The organism is Bifidobacteriaceae bacterium, assembly GCA_031281585.1.
Taxonomy (GTDB): Bacteria; Actinomycetota; Actinomycetes; order Actinomycetales; family WQXJ01; genus JAIRTF01.
This window is the reverse complement of sequence record JAITFE010000022.1, coordinates 45,339-51,338: the sequence shown is the minus strand read 5'-3', so window position 1 is coordinate 51,338 and position 6,000 is coordinate 45,339. Positions and strand designations below refer to the sequence as shown.

Genomic DNA, 6,000 nt, shown 5'->3' with positions numbered 1-6,000 from the left:
GATGTGGCTCCGCGATGAACTCGGGGACTCCTTTGTTCGCGGCGTGGTGTTCCACGCCGGGCCGATAGCCCGCGAACTGGGAGACCGGATAATCGCGCTGCCGTTCAGCGCCATCTGGGGATGACGGCGTTCCTCGGGGCGGGGATCCCGAGAGGGCATGCTGGCCGCGGCGCGGGCGAGGCGTGGAGATCTTGCTCAGTGGTGGCGGTGGATCAGCGGGGGGCGGACGCGGTCTAGGGCGACCACTTTGACTTTGCCGGAGCGGGTGCGGACGGTGTGGGCTATGGCGGCTTCGCCGGTGGCGAGGGGGCCGGTGGCCAGGGCGCGGTGGACTTTGCCGGCGGCGCGTTCGGCCACCACGCTGAGCAGGAGCGGCAAGACCGGGCGGTGGGAGCAGACGACCACCGGCGGGCCGCCCTGCAGGATCCGCTTCATGAGCCCGATGGCGCGCTCGGGCTTGGTCTTCGCCGCAGATTCGGTTAGCCAGCGGTTCGTGTTGACGGCCAGGCGGGCGCGGTTCGCGAACGGGCGAACGGTGCCCCGGCAGCGGGTCCACGGGGATGAGATGACCCGGCGGACGCCCAGCGCGGCCAAGAGCGGGGCGGCGCCCCGTGCGCGGGCCCTGCCCTCCGCGGTCAGGGGCCGCAGGCCGTCCAGCTTGGTCCACTTGACCCGGTCCTCGGCTTGGGCGTGGCGGATCACCACCACCGGGCGGGTTTCGAGTTGGCCGCGTTCGTAATAGCGCATCAGCTTGAGCAGCGGGACCCGGTCGGTCGCGCGGGTGAGCCGGCGCAACGCCTGGTCCGCGGGCAGCCAGCGGGTGCGGTCGATCTCCGTCCGGGACGCGGTGGCGTGGGCCGGACGGGCGCAGACGGCGGGGTTGTCGGCATCGGTCGCCAGGCGGGCCGCCCAATAGTAGACGGTCTTGATGGTGCCGCTGGCCAGCGGATACGCGACCTTCGGCAACGGGCGGCCGATCACCACCTGGCGCCCCGTCTCCTCCAGCACCTCGCGCCAGGCGCAAGTGATCAGGTCTTCGCCGGATTCGAGCTTGCCCTTGGGCCACGACCAGTCGTCGTAACGCGGGCGGTGCACCAACAGCACCTCCAACTGCGCGTCCTGGACCCGCCAAACCAAAGCGCCGGCGGCGTCCAAGCCAGTCGTGGCTGGCCTGGTCCCCCCGAGCGACGGCTTCGCCTTGTGCAGCGTGATGGTCAACGGACTCTGGCTCCCGACCGGCGCTGACGGGCCATGAAGGCGCTCTGGATGTCCTCCAGCGGGCGGCCGGCGGAATCCTTCCGGTTCGCCACCCACACGCCGTCGGGTTGGAGGTCCCAGGCCGCCGTCGCCGGGCTCATCGACAACCGCAACATGTCCAGCAGTTCGGTGACGTGCTCCGGGTTGCGCAGGTTGACCAGCGCCTCAACCCGGCGGTCCAGGTTGCGGTGCATCAGGTCCGCCGACCCGATCAGCACGTCCGGCTCGCCGCCGTTCGCGAAGGCGTAAACGCGGGCGTGTTCCAGGAACCGCCCTAGGATGGAGCGGACGCTGATGTTCTCCGACAACTCAGGCACCTCCGGGCGGACGGCGCAGATCCCGCGAACCACCATTTCGACGGGCACACCCGCGCCGGAGGCTTTGTAGAGGGCGTCGATTGTGGCCTCGTCCACCACCGAGTTGACTTTGATCCGGATCCAGGCCTCAAGGCCGGCTTCATGGTTGGCGATCTCCCGGTCGATTCGCTCGATCAGACCCGACCGGATCGAGGTCGGGGCGACCAGGAGCCGCTGGAAAGTCGAGGCGGGCGCGTAGCCGGAGAGTTGGTTGAACAGCCGCGTCACGTCCTGGCCCACCTCCGGGTCGGCGGTCAGCAGGCCCAGGTCCTCATACAGCCGGGCCGTTTTGGGGTTGTAGTTGCCCGTGCCCACATGGCAGTAGCGCCTGAGCCCCCCGGTTTCCGAGCGCACCACCAGCATCAGCTTGCAGTGGGTCTTGAGCCCCACCACGCCGTAGACCACATGGACGCCCGCTTCCTCAAGCTTCCGCGCCCAAGTGATGTTGGCCTCCTCGTCGAACCGCGCCTTCAGTTCCACCAGGGCCAGCACCTGTTTGCCGGCCTGGGCCGCGTCGATCAGCGAGTCGACAATGGGCGAGTCGCCGGAAGTCCGGTAGAGGGTCTGCTTGATCGTGAGCACGTCCGGATCTGACGCCGCCTGGGCCAAGAAGGTCTGCACCGAGGTGGAGAACGAGTCGTACGGGTGGTGTAACAGCAGGTCGTTAGCCCGGATCGCGGCGAAGATGTCAGTCGGCTCAGCGGATTCGACTTCCGCCAGGTTCGGGTGCGTGGTGGGCACGAACGGCGGGTAGAGCAAGTCGGGCCGGTCCAGGTCCGCGATCACGTTGAGGCCCCGGTAGTCCAGGGGCTCGGCGAGTTCGTAGACCTCCCGGTCGGTGATCTGGAGACCCCTGATCAGGAGTTTCCTGGCCTGGTCGGAGATGCCCGCCGCGACCTCCAGCCGGATGGGCGGTCCGAAGCGGCGGCGCAGCAACTCCCGCTCCATGGCTTTGAGAAGGTTCTCCGCGTCATCCTCTTCGACTTCCACGTCTTCGTTGCGCGTCACCCGGAAGGTGTGCACCCCGCTGATTTCCATGCCGGGGAACAGCTCGCTCAGGTGGTTGGACACCACGTCTTCGATCGGCACGAACGACGTGGGCCCTTTCGCCAGGTCCGCCACAGCCGGTTCGCGGGGTTTGCCCTTGGAGTCCACGGCCACGAACCGGGGCAGCGTTTCGGGGATCTTGACCCGCGCGAAGTGCGTCTTGCCCTTGTCGTCCGTCAGAATGACCGCCAAGTTCAGCGACAGGCCGGAGATGTAGGGGAAGGGGTGCGCCGGGTCCACCGCCAGGGGCGTCAGCACCGGGTAGATCTGTTTGCGGAAGAACTTACCCAGGCGGTCATGCTCGTGTTCTTCGAGTTGGTCCCAGCGCACCAGCGTGATGCCCTCGGCCGCCAGGGCCGGTTGGATGCGCTGTTCGAAGCACTGGACTTGGCGGTCGACCAGCTGATGGGTCCGGTTCTGAATGGCGTCCATCAGTTGGCGCGGCGTCAGGCCGGACGCGGCCACAACCGCCATCCCCGCATCCATCCGCCGTTGCAGGCCGGCCACCCGGACCATGAAAAACTCGTCCAGGTTGGAGCTGAAGATCGAGAGGAAACGGACGCGCTCAAGCAGCGGCAGGTCCTGGTCCTCGGCCAGTTCCAGGACGCGCTGGTTGAAGGCCAGCCAGCTTAGCTCGCGGTCACCGTACCGGTCGGAAGGCAGTTGGTGATCCATAGACCGATCCTTCCACAACAAATCAGACGAATCTTTCGAGGGTCGCCGTCTCGGCGATCCGTGAGAGGCCTTCGCGGATGGTCCGCGCCTTGGGCCGGTCCAGGCCGGGAACCGCCCGCAGGTCGTCGAGCCCCGCGCCCAGGATCTCTTGCAGCGAGCCGAAGCGCCCGATGATCGCCTCCGCCGTCCGCCCGTCCAGCCCCGGCACCGCGGCCAGCAACCGGAACCCGCGGGGGCTGACTTGGATTTCTATGTCCGTTGGCGTGTCGATCAGGCCCAGCGCCAATGCCACTTTTTCAGGTTCGATCAACGCGTTGGTCGGCAAGGCGGCCAACGCCGCCAACGGGTCGGCCACCGCTTGGTCGGCCGGGGAGGCGTCCGCCGATGCCGTCCGGTCCGGTTCCGCAGTCGCCCCGGGGAGCGAAACGCGCACGTAGTCGCGCGCCAACAGCCGGCGGTCCTGCTCAACGCCCGCGATCGCCTGCTCGAACTGCATGCGCAGCAGCCGCCCGGCCGTGCCCAACTCGGTCAAAACGTCGGCGATCTCCTGGCCGATCCGCCAAACCATTTCCTGGCTGCCCGCGACCTCGGCCACCTGGCGGGCTGTGGCCTGGTCCTCGACCTCGAGGGCGGTCAAGTTGGCGGCACCCTCTTCCAGCCGGGCGCGGTAGCGCTCAAGCGTGACCAAAGCCTGGCTGGCCCGCGCCGCCAACTCTTCGGGGTCCAGCAGCACATGGCGGATGCCGTGGACGTACAAGGCCGCGATGTTCATGGACTGCGACACGGAGATGACCGGGAACCCAGTCTGCTTGGCGACCCGTTCGGCGGTGCGGTGGCGCGTCCCGGATTCGCTGGTCGGGATGGACGGATCGGGCAGTAGTTGTACTGCGGCCCTGACAATCCGCCCGCGTTCGAAGTCCAGCACCACCGCGCCGTCCATCTTCGACAGCTCGCGCAACCGGGTGGCTGAGAACGGCACATCCAGCTCGAAACCGCCAGAGCTGATCGAGTCGACCACCGGGTCGAAACCCAGAACAATCAGCCCGCCGGTGCGTCCACGGGCGATCCGCTCAAGCGCTCCGCGCAGTTCAGTGCCGGGCGCGACGGCTTCAAGGGTTGCGCGCAGAAGCTCGGCGGCTGACTGCTGGCTGGCTTTGGCGGACACGAAAGGACTCCTGGCAAATGGGTGGCTGGCCAGAATTCTATAGCCCTACATGGCGATCGCCCCCGTCGGTTGCAGGAGTCGCAAGGCTTGATGGACCTCGGCCACCTCGATCAACTCGAGGTCGCCGCCGGACGGACCCAGCCGGGGAGCGACCCCGGCGGGGATGACGGCTTGGCTGAAGCCCAACCGGCTGGCTTCCTCAAGCCGCCGGGCCAGCGCCTTGACGGGCCTTAGCTGGCCGCCCAACCCCACCTCGCCAATGGCTACCAGGCCGGGCGGCGCCACCAGCTCGAAGTGGGCGGAGGCGGCGGCCAAGACCACCGCCAGGTCGGTGGCCGGATCCTGGCAGCGGATGCCGCCCACCGTGGCGACGTACACGTCGCGGGCCCGCAGGTCCAGCCCGCAGCGGGCTTCCAGCACGGCCAGCAGCATGGCCGTGCGGGGCGACTCCAGCCCGGAGACGGTCCGGCGGGGATTCGATCCGACCGCCAGGACGGCAAGGGCTTGGACGCCCACCGCCATGGGTCGGCGCCCCTCCATCATGACGCCGGTGCACGCCCCCGGCGTGGCCGGGTCGCCTCCGGCCAGGAACAGCCCGCTCGGGTCGATCACCTCGTGGATGCCGTCCTCCGTCATCTCGAAGCAGCCGACCTCATCCGCCGAGCCGAACCGGTTCTTGGTGCACCGCAGCAGCCGCAGAGCGGAATGCCGGTCGCCCTCGAACATGGCTACCGCGTCCACCAGATGCTCCAAAGTGCGAGGCCCGGCCACCAGCCCGTCCTTGGTGACATGGCCGACCAGCAGACACGCCATGGTGCCCTGTTTAGCCGCGGCGACCAGCGCGGCGGTCACCGCCCGGACGTGGGTGACGCCGCCGGGGGCGCTGTCCAAATCGGCCGAACTCAAGGTCTGGATCGAGTCCACCACCAGCAAGTCCGGGGCCTCCGCCGCCACCACGGCCAAGGCCTGCCCCAACTCGGTGACCGTGGCCAACTTGACTCCGGGATGGGCCGCCCCGATCCGGGCCGCCCGCGCCGCCACCTGGCTGGCGGACTCCTCGCCCGTCAGATAGACCACCTTGCGTCCGCCCGCCGCCGCCTTGGCCGCCACCTCCAGCAGCAAGGTCGACTTGCCCACCCCCGGCTCCCCGCCCAGGAGCACCACCGAGCCGGGCACAATCCCCCCGCCCAGCACGCGGTCCAATTCCCCCACCGAAGTGGGCCAGGGCGCCGCCTCCCCGGCCGCGACTTCGGTGATCGGCATCAAGGCTGCGGGCGGCAGTCCCCCGGACGGGCCGACGCCAACCGCCAACGCGGGGGCCACTTCTGCGATGGTGTCCCACTCGCCGCAGCCGCCGCAGCGGCCGGTCCACTTGGGTGGCTGGGCGCCGCAAGACGAGCACCGGAAACTGGCCTTTGAACCCTTGGCCGAAGCCCTCGAAGTCGACATGCAAGAAACCTATCGACTGCCTCTGACAGCGTTCCCACCAGCCTCTTCGCC

At 68.8% G+C, this 6,000-nt stretch carries 3 protein-coding genes and 1 pseudogene; all 4 read right to left on the bottom strand.

Going from position 1 to position 6,000, the window contains the following annotated elements; translation table 11 throughout:
* Positions 1–474: 474 nt before the first annotated feature.
* The 4 genes and pseudogenes from LBC97_02015 to radA all read right to left on the bottom strand — a co-directional run bounded on the left by LBC97_02015 (position 475) and on the right by radA (position 5,949).
* Positions 475–1,314 (bottom strand): annotated as a pseudogene (locus tag LBC97_02015) (NUDIX hydrolase).
* Entirely contained in the window at positions 1,215–3,353 is a 2,139-nt protein-coding gene (locus LBC97_02010) for an RNA degradosome polyphosphate kinase (GenBank protein ID MDR2564835.1), read from the bottom strand. Before LBC97_02010 ends, LBC97_02015 begins: the two are co-directional and overlap by 100 nt.
* Before the next feature lie 4 nt (positions 3,354–3,357).
* Positions 3,358–4,500, bottom strand: coding sequence for a DNA integrity scanning diadenylate cyclase DisA (gene disA / locus LBC97_02005; GenBank protein ID MDR2564834.1), 1,143 nt, complete (start codon positions 4,498–4,500; stop codon positions 3,358–3,360).
* Positions 4,501–4,545: 45 nt separating this feature from the next.
* A complete protein-coding gene (gene radA / locus LBC97_02000; GenBank protein ID MDR2564833.1) occupies positions 4,546–5,949 on the bottom strand; it encodes a DNA repair protein RadA in 1,404 nt (467 codons plus the stop codon).
* Positions 5,950–6,000 lie beyond the last annotated feature (51 nt).

Excerpts from the sequence above, each read along its gene's own strand:
- radA (MDR2564833.1), bottom strand. The coding sequence starts at position 5,949 with ATGTCGACTTCGAGGGCTTCGGCCAAGGGTTCAAAGGCCAGTTTCCGG.